The sequence below is a fragment of the Nocardia sp. XZ_19_385 genome (assembly GCF_015355755.1).
GTDB lineage: Bacteria > Actinomycetota > Actinomycetes > Mycobacteriales > Mycobacteriaceae > Nocardia.
This window is the reverse complement of record NZ_JACVEE010000002.1, coordinates 1,433,296-1,450,806: the sequence shown is the minus strand read 5'-3', so window position 1 is coordinate 1,450,806 and position 17,511 is coordinate 1,433,296. Positions and strand designations below refer to the sequence as shown.

General features: G+C 64.7%; 15 protein-coding genes, 1 tRNA gene and 1 pseudogene. 8 read left to right on the top strand and 9 right to left on the bottom strand.

Features of this window, described 5'->3' with window-relative positions; translation table 11 throughout:
* Positions 1-3: 3 nt before the first annotated feature.
* The 3 genes from IBX22_RS19445 to IBX22_RS19435 all read right to left on the bottom strand — a co-directional run bounded on the left by IBX22_RS19445 (position 4) and on the right by IBX22_RS19435 (position 3,051).
* Complete coding sequence (locus IBX22_RS19445) at positions 4-585, bottom strand: transcriptional regulator (RefSeq protein ID WP_194816946.1); 582 nt, start codon at positions 583-585, stop codon at positions 4-6.
* A gap of 314 nt (positions 586-899) precedes the next feature.
* Positions 900-2,006, bottom strand: coding sequence for a hypothetical protein (locus tag IBX22_RS19440; protein WP_194816945.1), 1,107 nt, complete (start codon positions 2,004-2,006; stop codon positions 900-902).
* Positions 2,007-2,808: 802 nt separating this feature from the next.
* Positions 2,809-3,051 carry a hypothetical protein gene (locus tag IBX22_RS19435; protein ID WP_194816944.1) on the bottom strand — a complete coding sequence of 81 codons (243 nt, stop codon included), beginning with the start codon at positions 3,049-3,051 and terminating at the stop codon, positions 2,809-2,811.
* 584 nt (positions 3,052-3,635) lie between these two features.
* Here IBX22_RS19435 and IBX22_RS19430 point away from each other — a divergent pair.
* The 5 genes and pseudogenes from IBX22_RS19430 to IBX22_RS19415 all read left to right on the top strand — a co-directional run bounded on the left by IBX22_RS19430 (position 3,636) and on the right by IBX22_RS19415 (position 6,220).
* On the top strand, positions 3,636-3,962 hold the full coding sequence (locus IBX22_RS19430; protein ID WP_194816943.1) for a hypothetical protein: 327 nt from the start codon (positions 3,636-3,638) through the stop codon (positions 3,960-3,962).
* Positions 3,943-4,476, top strand: coding sequence for a DUF6879 family protein (locus tag IBX22_RS19425; protein WP_194816942.1), 534 nt, complete (start codon positions 3,943-3,945; stop codon positions 4,474-4,476). The genes IBX22_RS19430 and IBX22_RS19425 overlap by 20 nt, the downstream gene beginning before the upstream one ends.
* The gene (locus IBX22_RS19420) at positions 4,425-5,360 is read left to right on the top strand and encodes a helix-turn-helix transcriptional regulator (RefSeq protein ID WP_309234686.1); all 936 of its coding nucleotides are present in this window, start codon (positions 4,425-4,427) and stop codon (positions 5,358-5,360) included. Before IBX22_RS19425 ends, IBX22_RS19420 begins: the two co-directional genes overlap by 52 nt.
* A gap of 221 nt (positions 5,361-5,581) precedes the next feature.
* Positions 5,582-5,731: pseudogene (locus IBX22_RS37500) on the top strand (translation initiation factor IF-2 N-terminal domain-containing protein); the annotation flags it as partial.
* Between the two features lie 54 nt (positions 5,732-5,785).
* Positions 5,786-6,220 (top strand): helix-turn-helix domain-containing protein, encoded by a 435-nt coding sequence (locus tag IBX22_RS19415; protein ID WP_309234757.1) that lies wholly within the window; start codon positions 5,786-5,788, stop codon positions 6,218-6,220.
* Positions 6,221-6,762: 542 nt separating this feature from the next.
* Here the strand turns inward: IBX22_RS19415 and IBX22_RS19410 are convergent.
* Complete coding sequence (locus IBX22_RS19410; protein ID WP_194816940.1) at positions 6,763-7,482, bottom strand: hypothetical protein; 720 nt, start codon at positions 7,480-7,482, stop codon at positions 6,763-6,765.
* Positions 7,483-8,665: 1,183 nt separating this feature from the next.
* Between IBX22_RS19410 and IBX22_RS37495 the strand changes: the two genes are divergently transcribed.
* Positions 8,666-8,926 (top strand): hypothetical protein, encoded by a 261-nt coding sequence (locus IBX22_RS37495; RefSeq protein ID WP_228538876.1) that lies wholly within the window; start codon positions 8,666-8,668, stop codon positions 8,924-8,926.
* Positions 8,908-9,189 carry a hypothetical protein gene (locus IBX22_RS37490; RefSeq protein WP_228538875.1) on the top strand — a complete coding sequence of 94 codons (282 nt, stop codon included), beginning with the start codon at positions 8,908-8,910 and terminating at the stop codon, positions 9,187-9,189. The genes IBX22_RS37495 and IBX22_RS37490 overlap by 19 nt, the downstream gene beginning before the upstream one ends.
* A gap of 92 nt (positions 9,190-9,281) precedes the next feature.
* On the opposite strand, the gene IBX22_RS19400 is transcribed toward IBX22_RS37490, so the two are convergent.
* The 5 genes from IBX22_RS19400 to IBX22_RS19380 form a co-directional block, all read right to left on the bottom strand.
* Positions 9,282-9,357: transfer RNA gene (locus IBX22_RS19400), tRNA-Thr, on the bottom strand.
* Positions 9,358-9,416: 59 nt separating this feature from the next.
* A complete protein-coding gene (locus IBX22_RS19395) occupies positions 9,417-10,622 on the bottom strand; it encodes a DNA polymerase III subunit delta' (RefSeq protein ID WP_194816939.1) in 1,206 nt (401 codons plus the stop codon).
* Positions 10,623-10,653: 31 nt separating this feature from the next.
* Complete coding sequence (locus IBX22_RS19390; RefSeq protein ID WP_194816938.1) at positions 10,654-11,160, bottom strand: DUF664 domain-containing protein; 507 nt, start codon at positions 11,158-11,160, stop codon at positions 10,654-10,656.
* Positions 11,161-11,253: 93 nt separating this feature from the next.
* A complete protein-coding gene (gene topA, locus IBX22_RS19385) occupies positions 11,254-14,142 on the bottom strand; it encodes a type I DNA topoisomerase (RefSeq protein WP_194816937.1) in 2,889 nt (962 codons plus the stop codon).
* A 295-nt stretch (positions 14,143-14,437) separates the two neighbouring features.
* On the bottom strand, positions 14,438-14,644 hold the full coding sequence (locus IBX22_RS19380; protein ID WP_194816936.1) for a cold-shock protein: 207 nt from the start codon (positions 14,642-14,644) through the stop codon (positions 14,438-14,440).
* Between the two features lie 498 nt (positions 14,645-15,142).
* Between IBX22_RS19380 and IBX22_RS19375 the strand changes: the two genes are divergently transcribed.
* Positions 15,143-17,461 carry a DEAD/DEAH box helicase gene (locus IBX22_RS19375; protein ID WP_228538873.1) on the top strand — a complete coding sequence of 773 codons (2,319 nt, stop codon included), beginning with the start codon at positions 15,143-15,145 and terminating at the stop codon, positions 17,459-17,461.
* Positions 17,462-17,511 lie beyond the last annotated feature (50 nt).

The following is a 17,511-nucleotide window of genomic DNA, read 5'->3' as shown; positions in this document are numbered from 1 at the left end:
GTCCTAGTCTGCGGTGTTCATACCGGGTGCCGGGAAGGCGAGAAAACGCGTCAGCACGCGACGAGTCCCGGGGCGGTCCTGCTGGTGCGACTGCTGAAAACGTTTGAGCAGCGCTATGTAGTCCTCGAAGAATCCCTCGAGTTCCGCGGGCGTCGCGTAGATCGCGCCACGCGAGAAGGGCATCAGGTCGGCCCACTCACCCAGCTCGGCACGTTCGGCCTGGAAACGCTGGAACATCTCGATGTCCTCGCTGATGTGCTGGGCGACAAGCCCTTCCAACAGCTCGCGCACCTCCGGCGACTGTTCGCGATCCATCCGGTACCGCAGATCCTTCGGCGGCGACCGCCACCACCGCTCCTTCCCCTTCGCCAGCTCCGGAGCCTCTTCGATGAAGCCGTGCTCAGCGAGCTGGCGCAGGTGATAACTGGTAGCGCCGGTGTTCTCCCCCAGCTGCGCCCCCAAGGCCGTCGCGGTCGCGGGCCCTTTCTCGGCGAGCGCCCGCAAGATGCGCTGCCGCAGGGGATGCGCGAGCGCGCGCAGGGCAGCGGGATCGGCGATCTCCCTCGGTGGTACCTCATCGGCCATACTTGCACAGTACTCTTTGCACAGATATCTATGCAAAGAAATTTCTGCAACCTCCCCCGCGCCCTACTCTGCGACTCCTGGATACAGCAAAAAGACCCTCCCCGGATTCCCGGAAAGGGCCTTTGACCTCGGAGCTGCCTGTGAGAATCGAACCCGCGACCTTTCATTACGAGTGAGCCCGGAAGTGTCTCACCCATCTTTGCGGGTCCGAGCAGTCCAGTTCATAGGCCTTTTCGCGTCCAGCTAGTACCGCACAGTCTCGCCGGTTTCGCCTTGTCTTGACACACTGGCGGCACAGCGGACACACAGCCCGATCAGTCTCGACTTTCGATCCAGCTGAGCAGAGCTGCTTCGAGCGCTCCTCCAGCAGTAAGCCCCGAATCACTGGCGGCTTGCTCGAAGCGCTGAATCAGCTCCACCGGCACCTGAGCGTTGACCTTGCTTCGGTTAGGTTTTTCCGTTGGTGTTGGCGCGACGGCGAGCAGCTCCACTTCTCGCGCAAGTTCCTCGAAAAGCTGGTCATAGTCTGCGTGCTTTGGAACCATCTGATCGCCACGGCGAAACCACTTGAGACGGGTGTTTTTTGCCGCGTTCCGACGCGAGGCCTTGCCGCGGTTGTGAACATAATCCTGCCGAACTCTGTTCAGATCAGCGAACAGCTCGGATCGGATGTCGTTCTTCTCGCACCCGTGGGCCTGAGCTAACTGGTCGCGGTACAGCTCTTCCCACTGAGTCACCATGTACGTAACCCACTGCGCTGCAAAATACTTCAGGATCGATGACTGGTCACTCTCGTCGGGACCCCGGATCCATTGCTCGGCGGTGGCGACCCCAGGGTCTGCCATCGCGCTCATCTCCGAATAACTCAACGTCCGGCAACTGGATGTTTCGGTTGCCCGCAACGACTGAAGATCGAGGTACTTGGGTCCACGTGCAGCACCGGAACCAGCCGCACGGTTACTCTCTTCCAAACGCTGGTCGATCAAGCCCATGATGCCCTGGTGGCCAACCCTGGCAGATAACACCGCCAGTTTGAAGTCGAGTTCCAAATCCGTCAGAACCTCGGCGACCGTGACCTCGGTCCCTTCGTAGGAGAGCAGCGCCTCCTGCGCCTCCTTCACCACTGCAATGTACCGGCCGAACTGGGCTATCTCGGTACTCCTCACGTCCAGCGCCTTGGCCGCCAGGTACGCCGGCTCGATCCATTGGCGGACGACCGAGCCCTCAGCAGGCGTTCCCGCCTCCCAAGCTTCGACGAGCGGGCCGCCCATTGCCTGCACGATGACACCCGCTGCCTGTGCATGCGGCAGATCGCGATTCGCTTCGACGAGCATCCGGATCGGCGAGGGTGTGTTGTCGTATGGGATCGTGATGTTCTCCAGCACCTTGCTCCACCGGTTGAGCTCCTGCTGAGTTGGCATTCCAGGATCATAAGGACCGCACCCGACGCAAACGACGGTTTCGAAATCGGAGCCATGCATCTCCTGCGAGTGTCATGTCGACGCTGCACGGCGGACGTCCTGAATGTGAGTGCGTGCCGTGCTACCGGTGTCGGAAAATCACTCGGCGAACCGATACCTATGCCGAGGTAGCGAGCGCGACAGTCCGTTCCTAGAGCTCCAACAGGGACACCCGCCGAACGATTATGCTCTATTGCTATGGCAGTGATCAGACCTAGTTTCGGTAGTCATATCTGGCGGAGGACCGACGGTGGCATAACCACCATGAGGCACCAGGTAGGCGGCTCTGCCTACTACGAGAACCGGCCTGGAGCGACCAAATGGGAGAAGGATCTCGCCGACGCAAAGCAGCCAAAGTACACCCGCATCTACAACGGTCGGCAATCAGAGAACCAGCCTGACGGCGGGTTCGATATTGAAAGGTTCCTTCACTCCGATCCATGTGTAGTGATTGCCACAACTAGGCCGCCCTGGGGCGAATGGGAAGAGTTGGAGAGTTGGGAAACCAGCTAGCTGTCGCCCTTGGCGGAAGCGAGGTAGGTGGGTAGCCGATTCTGTTCACGCGCCGGCGACCGGAAACACCCCCGGTCAGCATTGCCTGGTCCCGGGGGGGCATCGTGGTTCAACGGCTAGTTGTCGCTGCCGTCCTCATCGTGGTTCTGGGCTTCGTTCCAGTTGTCGTTAGCCGAGCCGTCTGGCCCAGGTCCCTCCACACGAACCATCATTTGGTCACCTTCTTCCGAGCATCGTTGCTGTCAGGGGCTTATGCGCCGTATCGCTCGAATGGTGTTGAAGCCCAACCGCTGTAGGTGTTCTCGGTGTCGAGTGCGATCACGTCGCACGCGTTCACCAGCGACACGGGTACGTCCCCGCCGAGATGGTCCAGGCTTGGCACGATTACCGCGTCCGCGCCGGCCGCGCACACTGAGCCGATCAGTAATCGGATTGGCCGTTCGAGTCTGGCGTCTGCCTCGATAGGTTTGTCCAGTTCGTAACCGTATCGCATTGCGGCACAGTAGATCTGGTGTATCAGCCAGTCTTTGGATTCCCCGGCTAGATCAGTCCGTAGGTATCCGATGGCAATGGGTTGGCTCATCCCCTGCCCGCTCCCTGGAAACTGCGCTGGCGCAGACAAATCGAGCCGCCCGAGGAGCGGCGTATCTCAACGTTCGGCCACGCGGCGATCAGTGCCCGACCGGTATGGGTGATCTCCCACCGACTCGGTTCGTGGCACCGGCGCACGAACCTGTTGTCTACGAGCGCATCTAAGGCGCCGCGGACTGACTTCGTGGAATACCCGGTCCAGGTGCTGATCTCTTTGACGGTGAGTACTGATGACTGCCCAGTCAGAGCGGTAAGCACGGCCGCTTGCGAATCTGTCAGTGCCACGGCAGCCCCTCACGTCGTCATTGGCTTGCACTCAGGGCCAGGTCGACTGACACCGGCCCTGAGCGCTGATCCGACGCTAAGACCGGGAGGTCTTCCAGCACCAGAAGTTTGCGACAGTTTGCAAATTCTCCGGCGGTGTAGCTCGTCACAGCGGACGATAGGAGGGCTATCTTGCAAATGCTCACGCTAGGGAGAGCTCTCATGCAACTTCGGTTCCTAGGCAAGAACACTGGTCAAGGCCAATCGCCCACCCTCTACGCCAGCGATCGGAAAACCTACGTGTTGCAGGGATGGCGGACAGACCAGGACGGAACAGTCGAGATACCGCACCAGCTGCTCGGCTACCTGGAATGGGGGACATTCCTCGATTCGCCACTCAGCGACACCGGCCGAGGCACATTCCTCGTCACCGGCAACCAGATCACCGACCCAGATACGTTGGCCCAGATGGACATCCCGGATCATGAGGCCGGCATCGAAATCCCCAAGGGACAGGAGATTCGCCCTGATGCGACTGCTCGACTATGAAGCCGGTACCGCGGCTGTCGCGGCGGCCACCAAATCCGCACTACATCTCGAACTACGCGACAGCTACTTCACCGCCCAGGAGGTCGAACGCTTGCGCCGGTTCCGCGCCGGGGAGCCCGATCCCGACCTGGCCGAGTGGTTCGCCCCGTGGACCCGGCTCGTCAGCGAGATGACAAGCCGCGGTGTGACAATGCAGCGACTGCGGGTAATTACAGAGCCACTGGCCGAGTACAGCCAATGGCTGCATTCGATCACCAGCTACAACATTGACGCCGGCGAGGATGTTCGCTGGCTCGGCCGTCATCGCACACACCCGGAAGAGCTGCCCACCGACGATTGGTGGCTGCTGGATGATTCGCTCGTCGTGTACAGCCTCTTTGGGGAGGACGACGAACTCAACGGATTCGCAGCAACCGATGACCCAGCTATCGCGGCGCATTTCCGCCGCGTGTGGGATCAGTTGTGGCCGAACTCAACACAACACGAGCACTATCGTCCCGAAGTGCAGAGTTGAGCGGTGTAGATCAGGCCAAGCAGGCACTCGGCGCGCGCCTTCGGGAGTTGCGTCGAGACGCCCGCCTGACCGGATTGCAGCTGGCGGCACTACTCGGATGGCATTCCAGCAAGGTATCGAGGTTCGAGCACGGCAAGCAGGTTCCGACAGACGACGAGATCCGCGAGTGGTGCCACCAAACCGGTGGCGAGCTGTATGTCCCCGACCTCATTGCGGCAGCACGAAACGTCCGCTCTGCCTACATGGAGTGGAAGCGCCTCCACGGGGCCGGCCACAGGCAGCGCCAGCGCAAGTCAATCGAATTGGAAGGGCATGCGAGGTTGTTGCGTTGGTTCGAGCCAGCGCTTATTCCCGGCCTGCTCCAGACTCGCGCCTACGCCGCCGCCGTCCTCCGAGCATGCATCGACATCCTCGATACCGGTGTCGACGACCTCGATGCCGCAGTCGATACCAGAATGCAGCGCCAAGCCATCCTCGACACGGAGGGGCACGAGTTCCGGTTCGTGATCGCCGAGCAGGGTCTGTACAGCACGGTTGGCAACGACTGCGTGATGGTTGAACAGTTACGGCATCTGTTCGAGGCGCTGCCGAACCCACGTGTCGGTCTCGGAATAATCCCCCGCGCAGCCGACTTCGGTGTCCCGGCGACCAACTTCGTCCTGTTCGATCGCAGGCTGGTGTTGGCCGAAACGGTCGCGGCTGAGCTGACGATCACAGCGCCCTCTGAAATCGCCCTGTACGAGCGCACATTCGCAGTACTCGCAAAGCGTGCGGTCTATGGAGACAACGCCCGAGCGCTGATAGCCGCCGCCTTGGAGATGCGAGCTAGTACCGGCCGACTTGACCGTAAGAGCGTTGCGCCTGTGCGCCGCGACAAGGGGTGATTGACAACCCGCTGTCTATCCTGGACAATCTTTTTGGGCTGACCTTGTGCGCCCTAAAATAGTTCGCCCCCGATGTCTTCGGGGGTATTTTTATGCCCTGAGCATTGCATTTACCACGAATACCCGGGATTCAGGATCAGGGCATCGTGGTCACATGACGCACTGTCACGCTTGTTTGACGCAAACTGTCACACTGAGTGTGAGCGAAGTGAGGGATGCCGGTGGCAGGCAAGATCCGTGTGCATGAGCTGGCCAGGGAACTCGGCATCCCCAGTAAAGAACTGCTCGCACAGCTCAAGGAACAAGGCGAGTTCGTGAAATCGGCGTCGTCGACGATCGAGGCGCCCGTTGCCCGTCGTGTTCGCGATTCGGTCGTCAAGGGCGGATACGCCAGCCGAACGAGCTTGCCGCCGAGGCCCGTCCCGGTGGCCTGGTCACCTTCACCGACCGACGAGCTCCTACTGGAGGACGAGCCGGAGCTGCTCACAGCCCGGGAAGCGGGGGCCGAACTCGACATAAGGCCGGCGACCATCCGTCAGTGGGTCTCCCGCGGCTACCTACGAAATGCCGGACATCGAGGTAGAGCAGCGCTTTACGACTGGGTCGATCTCGAAAGAGTGCACTGCCGAACACGGAACCGAACGAACAAAGCTCCTGACTGGCCACAGCTCGACGTGCCGGCGAACTACTTCGGCCGATTTATCACCACCGCCGAAGCCGCCAGACTGCTCGGGGTCTCCCCTTCGACTGTGCGGAGCTGGGTCACTCGGGGTCATCTCGTCCCTGTACGGGGAAGTCGCCGCGGCCACGTTTTCACGGTCGGGAGTGTGCTGATGGCCGGGCGCCGGACCGTGACGTAACGCGCCCGACTACCTCCTACTTTTCGCTTCATCGCACTGGCGGACGCATTCGCTTGCCCGCCGAGCGGACCCTCGTCATGTCCGCCCACAAAACTCCGTAGCAACCGCTGCGGTCCATGACCCGGCCATTCACTGGTCCGGGTTCACCACCCCGAAAGAGGGAGGTGGCGCCTTGGAGCTTTCCATGCTCCTCGGTGCTGCGCCTCTGCTGACTGCCTTGGGCTACTTCGCGAAGCGGGCTCTCCCGCCGCTCACGGAGCTCTTGGTGGCGGTTCTGCCTCTGCTGTCGAATCGTGTGAACGAGCGCGCGATCCGTCTGGCAGAGGCGAACAAGCAGGGCGAGTAGCACCGGAAAATGCCCTCAGTCTTTCGGGTAGCGAAGCCCTCAGAGTTATATGCATAAATGCGCATGCTGTAATGTATTGCATTCACACGCCGACCTTCTCTGCTCTGATGGCGCTGCCCGGTGGGACGGTCAACGTCATGACACGCCAGTCCGACTCAAAAGTCTGTTCGAGAACAATAGACGGGTCGGTAGTCTTCTACCCCTCCAGCTGCCCGAGGTTGAGGCTGTGGATCTTGCGGCGGCGGATGACGTCGATGAAATCGCCGCTCTCGCTGAGCTTCACGGTCGCGGAGGTGACCAGCCCGAACTCACGGAGCTGCTCCAGGCCGGCGCGGCGGGTGCTTTCCGAAAGGCCGAACCGGTTGGCGGCGCGCTCGGGTGAGAACCACACCATGGTGTTGTCCCTCCCCTGCTGCTCGCACCGCAGGACGAGAAGCATCGCGAGGCCGGGGCCGTTGAGGTGAGCGATGAGGCCGGTGGTCCACAGTGTCGAGGGAAGCCGAAAGTAGCGATGCCGGAGAAGAGTCCAGCTCGGCATCTCGTTGGTGCGCAGATGGTTGTACATCTCTGCGGGAGGTTTATACCGCTCGCCGTCGCCGAGATCCGACAGCACGGTAACCCCGCTGGGCTGGCCTCCGCGCTCACGCAACCGGATCATGTCGCGCTCGGCGAGTTCGCGCAGCGTGGCCTGGACTCGCCGGGTGCCCCGTTCTTCAACATCGTTAAGGCCCAAGAGTCCAGCCCAGGCCCTGGCCGGTCGGACGACTTCGTAGGGTGCCGCGGCGGCGACCCAGAGCAGCGAAAGGTAGAGCTTCAGGCGCAGCTGGCCGCCGCGTCCACCGCCGCCATGTTCTCCACTGCTGAGCAGTCGGGCAAGAGGAGGTTTGCTGTCCTCGTCATCGTCGGCAACGAACATGTTTCGCACCGGCGCACCGGCCTTGCGGCGCTTAGGCCCTAGCCGCGCGGCGAACTCGTGCGCTACCGCGCCAGGGGTTCCGGGCGCTCCTCGCATCCCTGGGGATACGAGCACCGATGCCACGTTCTCCGCCGATGCCAAGTTCTCCGCTGAAGCCATAAATATCCTAGGTAGTTGAAGTACTTCATAGTTCGATGCACAGAGATACTTGTTACCAGTGCGCAAGCGTAGGGGTTTCCTTAGTGCGCTAACGTATCAGGCGATGCGCAAGCGCAGGGGTCACCTTTGTAAAGGTTACCGAGTGATCGTCCGTTCCGGAATCTCGGCTTGACATCGCGCTGACCTGGCGATTAGCGTCACGCGGGATGACAGACGGGTAGGAGAGGCAGTCGGGTTGGGTAGACCCGCTAAAACTTCGAGTTCCGGCCTCTGCCCGCCGGAGCCGCCGTAGTCATCCGGGAGGCCGGGTTCGTCCGGGCTCGGGCCCGCGCAGCGGCCCGGCCTCTCGTCAGCACTCGCGCCGCAGCCCTCAGGCTGGTCAGCCCACTTCCTCCGTGTCCTCCGTGCACGTATCAGCGCGAATCCCTCGGAAACTGGGATGTCGGACTCTGACCCCGCTCACCGTGCTGGCCGCCGAATGAGGCTGAATGCGGGCCTTCCCGCCGGTTCATGGGCGGCCGCAAGCTCGCGCAGCTCACGAAGGCGGACGGGGACGCGCTCGTTACGTGGATGCTGACACAGGGTCGAGTGGACCAACGACGGAAGGTCAACCCCGATTCCCTCTCATCGCGGGTAGCCGCGTTCGTCGCATTGCACACGAACGGGGTTGCAGCGCAATCGATTCAGGCCGAGTTCCCCGGCAAGGACATCCACACACCACTGTCCGCGCTCGTACGTGCCGGGCGTGTAACCCGCACCGGCCGGGCCGTCTACACGGCGACAGCGACGGCTGCTGTGGAGCGTGGCGTGAAGCCAGTGACTGTGCGGTCGACCCTCACCGCGCTGAGCATGATGGTTCAGTCATACGTGGACCAGGGGCGCCTACCGCGCAACGTCATCCCACTCGCGAGCGGCCAGCCGACGAGATCCCCGAGGACGACGACGCGGCCGACGAGGCGAAGTCATGGACCGTGGCAGAGATCGAACAGTTCCGCGAAGCGGCGCAGACAAACCGTCTGTACGGGTGCTGGCTCATGTCCCGTACGGGATGCGGCGATCGGAAGTGCTGGGGATGCGTTGGACTCGATTCTCTGACGCAGCACTGAAGGTCCGCCGCGGTCGGGTCGCGGTGGGCACGGACACCGAGGAGAACTTGCCGAAGGCTCGCCGAAGCCGTCGCGATCTGCCGCCGCCGGCCGAACTGGCCAGCGCGCTTCGCGCGTTTAAGGAGGTGCAGCGTGCCGAATGCCTGGCGCTGGGTGTCGCGTGGTCGATGACCGACTAATCGCGGCGCACGCAGATGGAAGACAGATCCGGCCGGAGTGGTACACCGACGAGTTCCAGCGGATCGCGAAGGCGGCCGGGTTGCGCCGTATCCAGTTGAAGGGCCTGCGGAATACGTCGGTGTCGCTCATGCTCGCGTTGGGATCCCAGTCCACATCGTGGCGGCCTGGCACGGGCACGGGCACGATCGCGATGTCGCTTTCGGTCTACTCCGACACGCACACAGACGATTTGAAGGCGGCGGGGGCCGCGCTGTACAGCTGAGCCGCGAGCGTGAGTCCACCGCCCGTTGGCACACTGTTGGCACACTGAAACGAAAAAGTCCCTCCCCGGCGAACCGGAAAGGGCCTCTGACCTGGAGCCGCCTGGGGGAATCGAACCCCCGACCTTTTCATTACGAGTGAAGCGCTCTACCGACTGAGCTAAGGCGGCGTGCCTTTTCAGGCGTCGCGAGTCTATCGTCTCGGTGTCCAGATCGCGAAAACGGCAGGTCAGGCCGTTTGGGCGGCGATGAGGGTGGCGACCATCGCGGCGAGGGCGAAGCGGGGTTTGACGTTGGTGTCGAGGGCTTCGCGGCAGGCGAGGACGGCTTCGATGGAGCGGAGCAGGCCTTCGGGGCGGACGCGGTCGGCCAGGTCGTGGATCTGGTCGGACAGGTCGGGGTGGGTGAGGGTGACGCCGGAGCCGTTGCGGGCGGCGCCGAAACCGACGGCGAGGGCGTCGCGGTAGACGCCGGCGACGTCGATCAGGGCGCGGTCGAGGGCGTCGCGGCCGGTGCGGGTGGCGCGAGATTTCTGCCGGCGTTCCAGATCCTTGAGGACACCGGCCGAGCCGCGGGTCGCGCCGGCCGCGCCTTTTCCGGTGCCGCCGGCGCCCATGGCCGTGGCGAGTTCATCGCGTTCGCGTTCGTCGCGGGCCGCGCTCATCTGCTTGGCTTCGTCGTCGGCGGACTTCACGAGATCGTCGGCGGCGGCGTAGGCGGCGCCCGGCCGGGCGACCGCGGCGACCAGACCCAGCGCTCGTTGCCGGCGGGCGCGGGCTTCTTCGTCGGTGGCCAGGCGGCGGGCGCGGCCGACATGACCGCCGCTGATGGAAGCCGCCCAGGTGGCGGTCTTTTCGTCGAGCTGGTCGCGATCTTGCAGCACCTGCGCGATCGCGGCGACCGACGGCGTCACCAGATGCACGTGACGGCAGCGGGAACGCAGCGTGATCGAGATGTCCTCCGGGTCCACCGAGGGCGCGCACAGCAGGAAGACGGTGCGGTCCGGTGGCTCCTCGACGACTTTCAGCAGGACGTTGCCCGCGGCCTCGGTCAAGCGGTCGGCATCCTCGATGACGACCACCTGCCAGCGGCCGGTGCTGGGACGACGCGAGGCGATCTGCACGATCTCGCGCATCTCCTTGGTGCTGATGCTCAGCCCCTCGGGGATCACCCGGCGGACATCGCCGTGCGTGCCCGCCATCGTCGTGGTGCAGGCGTGGCAGCGGCCGCAGCCGGGAGTGCCTTCGTCGGTGCACTGCAGGGCGGCCGCGAAGCACAGGGCCGCAATGGATCTGCCCGAGCCGGGCGGGCCGGTGAACAGCCAGGAATGCGTCATCGCGCCTTCGATGACACCAGCGCGAGCCGCGACGGCGGCAGCCGTCAGCTCGGACTCGACCGCATCCTGGCCGACCAACCGATCGAAGACACCTGGCACGCGCTACACCATAGCGGGCCGCACCGACACCTCAGGACACTCGGCTATAGGTGCTGTTCTGGCCGTCCAGCTCTTCCCGAATGATGTCGGCGTGGCCGGAGTGGTGCGCGATTTCACGGAAGACGTGCAGGAACGTGGTCCGCACCGACTGCCAGATACGCCCCTCCACCCACGGATTGGTCGGTGTCGGGATGGAGGTGTCGAGGCTGTCCACCGTCCGGATCAGCTCGGCAGTCGCCGCGGCCGCCTCGTCCCAGGCGGCGAGCAGCTCCTCGACGGTCTCGCCGGGCGCCATCTCGTACTCACCGCCGAACGTGGTCACGTCCAGTTCCGCGTGCTCGTCGCGCTCGACGATCACCTTGATCCAGTGCCGCTCACAGCTGTTCAGGTGATGCAGCAGTCCGCCCAGGGTCAACTCGCTGGCCGTGGTGCGCTTGCGCGCCTGCTCATCGTCGAGACCGCGCACCGTGATCTTGAACAGCTCGCGCTGCTCGGCGAGCATCGCGATCAGATCCTCGCGCTCCTGATCAATGGCCATGGAAAGATCCTTTCGCCGTGCCTCCGTGATACCGATCGAGGCTACGACGATTCGAGCACCCCCTCACCCGGATCAGGTAACCCGGGCCGGGGCTCAGGCCTTTTTGGCCGCAGTCTTCTTCGCGGCGACCTTCTTGGTGGTCGTCTTCTTGGCGGCGGTCTTGGTAGCGGTCTTCTTCGCCGCCGTCGCGGCCGTCTTCTTGGCGGCCTTCTTCGCCGGCGCCTTCTTGGCCGTCTTCTTCACCGGCCCGCGCGCCCGGCGATCCGCCAGCAGCTCCGAAGCCCGCTCGTCGGTGATGGATTCGACCTCGTCACCCTTGCGCAGGCTGGCGTTGGTCTCACCATCGGTGACGTACGGACCGAAGCGGCCGTCCTTGATCACCATCGGCTTGTCGGTGGCGGAGTCGTTGCCGAGTTCGCGCAGCGGCGCCGCACTGGCCGCCTGCCGCCCACGCCGCTTGGGTTCGGCGTAGATCTTCAACGCCTCGTCCAGCGTCACCGTGAACATCTGCTCCTCGGTGGCCAGCGAGCGAGAGTCGGTGCCCTTCTTCAGATACGGGCCGTAGCGGCCGTTCTGCGCGGTGATCTCTTCCTTGGACTCCGGGTCGACGCCGACCACGCGCGGCAGCGACAGCAGCTTGAGCGCGTCGTCGAGGGTGATAGTGGCCAGGTCCATCGACTTCAGCAGCGAGCCGGTGCGCGGCTTGGGCGCGGCGGCCTTCTTCGCCGTCTTCTTGGCGGGCGGCGCGGTGGCGTCCGGGGCAGCGGGCTCGGGCAGGATCTCGGTCACATACGGACCGAAACGTCCTTCCTTGGCGACGATTTCGTGTCCGGTCACCGGATCCGCGCCGAGCTTGCGACCTTCCTGCGGCGTCGAGAACAGCTTCTCGGCGACCTCGGCGGTCAGCTCGTCCGGCGGCAGATCATCGGGCAGATTCGCCCGCTGGGAGATCGAATCCCCTTCGGGGTCATCGGGATTGGTGACCATGCGCTCCAGGTACGGCCCGAACCGGCCGACCCGGACCACGACGTCGCGGCCCTCGTCATCACTGAACAACTTGATCGAGTTGACCTCGCGAGCGTCGATCTCGTCGAGCTGCCCACCGACCATCTTCTTCAAGCCGCCCGAACGCGCGACCGACCCTTCGACACCGTTGTCGCCACCGAAATAGAAGGAGGACAACCAATTTCCGCGCTGCTCACGCCCACCGGCGATGGCGTCGAGATCGTCTTCCATCGCGGCGGTGAAGTCGAAGTCGACCAGCCGGCCGAAGTAGACCTCCAGCAGCCCGATCACCGCGAACGCCACCCAGGACGGCACCAGCGCGCTGCCGCGCTTGTACACATAGCCACGGTCCAGGATCGTCTTGATGATCGACGCGTAGGTCGACGGACGCCCGATACCGAGCTCTTCCAGCGTCTTGATCAGCGACGCTTCCGTGAACCGCGCCGGCGGATTCGTGCTGTGCCCATCGGGATTCAGCTCGACCGCGGTGACGCCCTGGCCCTGTTCCAGTGCGGGCAAACGAGATTCGGCGTCGTCGGACTGGCCGCCGGCCTCCTCGTCCACGCTCTCCACATAGGCCTTGAGGAAGCCCGCGAAGGTGATGGTGCGACCGGACGCGGAGAACACGCACTCCTCGCCGGTGCCCGCGACGCCGCTGATCCGCAGCGTCAGCGTGGTGCCCCGGGCGTCGGCCATCTGCGAGGCGACAGTGCGCTGCCAGATCAGCTCGTAGAGCTTGAATTCGTCGGTGTCGAGCCGCGAGTGCAGCTGGCCCGGCGTCTGGAAAGTATCGCCAGAGGGGCGGATCGCCTCGTGGGCCTCCTGCGCGTTCTTCACCTTGCGGGTGTATTGACGCGGTGAAGGCGAGACGTAGTCCGCGCCGTACAGCTGCGTGGCCTGCGAACGCGCCGCATCGATCGCCGACTGCGACAGCGTGGTCGAGTCGGTACGCATGTAGGTGATGTAGCCGTTTTCGTAGAGCCGCTGCGCGACCCGCATCGTGCGCTCGGAGCTGAACCGCAGCTTGCGGCCCGCCTCCTGCTGCAACGTCGAGGTCATGAACGGCGGATACGGCTTGCGCGAGTACGGCTTCGACTCGGCCGAGGAAACGACGAGGTCGGCGCCGTCGAGCGCCTCCGCCAGGCGGCGGGCGTAGGTCTCGTCCAGCACCACGACGCCGGAGCCCTTGAGCTGGCCGTCGGAGCCGAAATCGCGACCACTCGCGACCCGCGACCCGTCGACCTGAACCAGCCGCGCCCCGAAGGTCCGCGGGTTGGACGAATCACTTCCGGCGCCGGAACCCGCGTCGAGTTTGGCTGCGATATCCCAGTATTCGGCCGAACGGAACGCCATCCGCTCGCGTTCGCGCTGCACGATCACCCGGGTCGCGACGGACTGCACGCGGCCCGCCGACAGCTTCGGCATGACCTTCTTCCACAGCACCGGACTGACCTCGTAGCCGTAGAGGCGGTCCAGGATGCGGCGGGTCTCCTGCGCGTCGACCAGATCGTTGTCGAGTTCGCGGGTGTCGGCGGCGGCGGCCTGAATGGCCGGCTCGGTGATCTCGTGGAACACCATGCGGCGCACCGGCACCTTGGGCTTGAGCGTCTCCAGCAGGTGCCAGGCGATGGCCTCGCCCTCGCGGTCGGGGTCGGTGGCGAGGTAGAGCTCGTCGGCGTCCTTGAGCAGATTCTTCAGCTCGGAGACCTTGGCCTTCTTCTCCGGGCTCACCACATAGATCGGCTCGAAATCGTGGTCGACGTCCACGCCTAGGCGGGCCCAGGGCTCGCCCTTGTACTTGGCGGGCACGTCCGCGGCACCGCGCGGCAGGTCCCGGATATGACCGACAGAGGCTTCGACCACATAGTTGCGACCCAGGTACGGCGCGATCTTGCGGGCCTTGGTCGGGGACTCGACGATCACGAGACGACGCAGGGGACGGCCCTGGTCGGCGGAACCGAGGTCTCGTGCTGCCACCGGCGAATACACCTTTCCTTCTCGACCCGCGCGACGCTGGTGCGCCATCTATCGCGGTTTGGGGCAAGCGTTGGCAACATCTGCCGCCGCTACCAGACACGTTTATACCTTGACGTTGGCTGCGGGTGATTGCTTGCGACCCCGAACCACCGAGCGTACGTGGTAACCGGAACCCAGTATGCAGTGTGTGGAGCGGAAGGTGCCGTATGCCACTCGGTTGTGCCCTACCCCGGATATAGCTCGTCCCCCACCTCCGTTACCGGGGGTGAGGGACGAGCTGTGGATTAGGCGTCGCTCAGCTGAGCGCGCGAACTCCGGTGGCCTGCGGGCCCTTGGTGCCCTGGCCGACCTCGAACTCGACCTTCTGGTTCTCCTCGAGGGTACGGAAGCCCTGACCCTGGATCTCGGAGTAGTGGACGAAGACGTCAGCGGAGCCGTCCTCGGGCGCGATGAAGCCGAACCCCTTCTCCGCGTTGAACCACTTCACAGTTCCCTGTGCCATTCTATTCCTTCTCTTTCTTACCGGAACGGCGGACAACTGGGTTCGTCCACCGGGTCCGTTCCGACCGTTGTACTGTTGGTTCCCCCTGCAGGAAAGCACCAAGCACACCGTTCGCAACATCGATCCTGCTGACGGTTTGGACTTTGGATCCGTCCCTCGAACACAGAAGCTTGCGACCAGGAACCAGTGAACCATGTCTCCGAGCAATTCAACAGTCGAGTTACCGACAATTTGCAAAAAAGTTGATCTTGCGAATGCGCAGGTGAGGGACACAATGGGTGAATCCAGACTCAAGGTTCGTTTGCCTCTAGATAACCTAGTGAGCATCTGGCAAACCCCCTGTGACCCGGGTCGCTATTTGGTATCGAAATGGCAGGTAGCCCTTGCCAACCGCACACGTTTCACACTTTCTCGGCGTGTCGGACGTCCCGCGTCGTGAATCCACTCGACCGGGCAACCCCCTCGCACAGTCCCACGGAGCTCAGCTACGGCCGATCGTTGCTGAATCGTGTCCTGCCTGGTGACCCCCGACTCACCCATGTCGTAGAGCTACCGACACGGCCCGCCCGCACCACCGAGTGGCCGTCCTGGGCGGCGCCGGATGTGGTCGACGCGTTGCACGCGACCGGGATAGCAATGCCCTGGAGCCACCAGACCCGGACCGCCGAACTCGCCGCGGGCGGGCAGCACGTGGTGGTCAGCACCGGCACCGCGTCCGGGAAATCCCTGGGATATCAGCTCCCCGTACTGACGGCGCTGCGCGAAGACTCCAAGGCCACCGCCCTTTATCTGGCGCCCACCAAAGCGCTGGGGGCCGATCAACTGCGGGCGATCGGCGAATTGACCCACGAGGGACCGCTGCGCGAAATCCACCCGGCCACCTATGACGGCGACACTCCGGCCGAGATCCGGCAGTGGGTGCGGGCCAACGCGCGCTGGGTCTTCACCAATCCCGACATGCTGCACCTGGGGATTCTCCGGTCGCACCAGCGCTGGGCACGGGTGCTGCGCCGCCTGCGCTACGTGGTGATCGACGAATGCCACGCCTATCGCGGGGTCTTCGGATCGCACGTGGCGCTGGTGCTGCGCAGATTGCGGCGAATCGCCCAGTACTACGGTGCGGACCCGGTGTTCGTGCTGTGCTCGGCGACGACCGCCGAACCCGCGGCCGCCGCAGCCCGGTTGATCGGAGCGCCCTGCGTCGCGGTGACCGAGGACGGGTCGCCGCAGGGGGCGCGCACCGTCGCCCTGCTCGAACCACCCCTCACCGCGCTGACCGGCGAAAACGGGGCTCCGATCCGGCGTTCGGCGACCTCGGAAGCGGCCGGGATCATGGCGGACCTGGTTGTCGAAGGAGCGCGGACGCTGACCTTCGTACGCTCGCGGCGGGCTGCCGAACTGATCGCGATGGACACCCGGCTGCGGCTGCGCGAGGTCGATCCCGAGCTCGCCGAGCGGGTCGCCGCGTATCGCGCCGGATACCTCGGCGAGGATCGGCGCGAGCTGGAGGCGGCCCTGTCCGACGGCACCCTGCTCGGTGTGGCCACCACCAACGCGCTCGAGCTCGGCGTGGACATCGCCGGGCTGGACGCGGTGGTCATGTCGGGTTTTCCCGGGACCGTGGCCTCGTTCTGGCAGCAGGCCGGACGGGCCGGGCGGCGCACCCAGGGGTCGCTGGTACTGCTCGTGGCCAGGGACGATCCGCTCGATACCTACCTGGTGCGGCATCCGGAGGCGCTGCTGGACAAGCCCGTCGAGGCCACCATCACCGATCCGCACAATCCCTATGTCCTGGGCCCGCAGTTGCTCTGCGCGGCCCTGGAACTGCCGCTCACCGACGCCGAGGTGGACGTGCTCGAGGCCCGCGAGTTGATGGAGGATCTCGCAGCTCAGGGCCTTGTTCGGCGGCGCGGGAACGGCGGCGGGCGCTGGTATGTGACCGATGTCCAGGCCGGGCCGCACGATGCCGTGGACGTGCGGGGAGGGATCGGGGCGCCGATCGCGATCGTCGACGGGGAGACCGGGCGGCTGCTCGGCACCGCCGACGCCGGGCGGGCGCCGGCCACCCTGCATCAAGGCGCGGTGCACCTGCACCAGGGCGAGACCTATCTGGTCGACGAGCTGGACCTCGACGGCGGTGTCGCGTTCGTGACGGCCATCGATCCCGGGTTCACGACCAGCGCCCGGCAGCGGACCTCGATCGAGATCGACTACATTGCCGAAAAGCGCCATCATGGGGCTGTGACCAGCGCATTGGCGCAGGTGACGGTGACCGGTCAGGTGATCGGCTATCTGCGCACACTGCGTACCGGCGAGGTGCTCGACGTCGTCGAACTGGATCTGCCGGCGCAGACGCTGCACACCCGCGCGGTCCTCTACACCGTCACGCTCGACCTCTTGGAGCGCGCCGGAATCGAGCCGCCCGACGTCCCCGGGGCCTTGCACGCGGCCGAACATGCCGCGATCGGGCTGCTCCCGCTGGTGGCGACCTGCGACCGCTGGGACATCGGCGGCGTCTCCATCGCCGAGCATCCCGACACCGGGTTGCCGACGATCTTCGTCTACGACGGGCAGCCGGGCGGGGCCGGATTCGCCGAGCGCGGGTTCGCGCAATTGCGGCACTGGCTGGCGGCGACGCTCGCGGCTATCGAGGCCTGTGGATGCGCGGCCGGGTGCCCGTCCTGCGTGCAGTCGCCCAAGTGCGGCAACGGCAACCATCCGCTGCACAAAGATGCTGCGGCATCGCTGCTCGGGGCCGTGCTGGGCGAGCTGGACCGGACGCCGATGCCTGGTGAAGGCGCGGATTCCGGTTCGTGACGGTCCCGCGCCCCGGGCGTGACCGGGCCGCCACCTCGCTGGTCGGTCAC